Origin of the sequence: Thiolapillus sp., from assembly GCF_048562965.1 — a bacterium.
Taxonomy (GTDB): domain Bacteria; phylum Pseudomonadota; class Gammaproteobacteria; order Chromatiales; family Chromatiaceae; genus Thiolapillus; species Thiolapillus brandeum_A.
The window spans coordinates 1-523 of the sequence record NZ_JBHNMF010001648.1 but is presented as its reverse complement, the minus strand read 5'-3'; the positions used below and the strand labels follow the sequence as shown (position 1 = coordinate 523).

The following is a 523-nucleotide window of genomic DNA, read 5'->3' as shown; positions in this document are numbered from 1 at the left end:
CCAGTGATGGAAATCCTTGTGCATGGCAGGATATTTCTCGTGCAGTGATTTTGCCAGTCCCTGGTTCATCGGATCCATGGCGGCGATGCCATGGGCAATCACCTGGGCCTTGGTCAGCAGGCGCTGCCAGCCATGGAGAGCGAAGCGAAGGCTGGTAGACCCCAGTAGCCGCGAGGCCGCACTGTTTTCCCGGCGTGCCTTGCGCCAGAGGGAAAACAAAGTAGGCCTCCGAACGCGGCGTCCAGTCATTGGGAGCCAAGTACGGAGCAGCAACGAGCTTGCGAAGTTGTTGCGTAGTGCTTGGTGACCAGGACGGCTGGGGCACAAATAGGTTGTCAAAGGCCGAGTCGATTTTGGGGACTGGGATGTCCCAAAATCTATCACGAGGCCGAAGACACGCTTGATGTCACCTTCCACTTGTTTGATCATATCGTTGCTACTCCGTCGGATTGTATTGTTGTATAGCGCCATTATAACAAGCCTGTGTGCAGACACGCGGTTTTTACGGTGGCCCTGAATCCTG

Annotated in this window: 1 pseudogene; it reads right to left on the bottom strand. The window is 55.4% G+C overall.

The window, feature by feature from the left end:
* Positions 1-384: pseudogene (locus ACOCD2_RS26010) on the bottom strand (hypothetical protein); the annotation flags it as partial.
* Between the last annotated feature and the right edge of the window lie 139 nt (positions 385-523).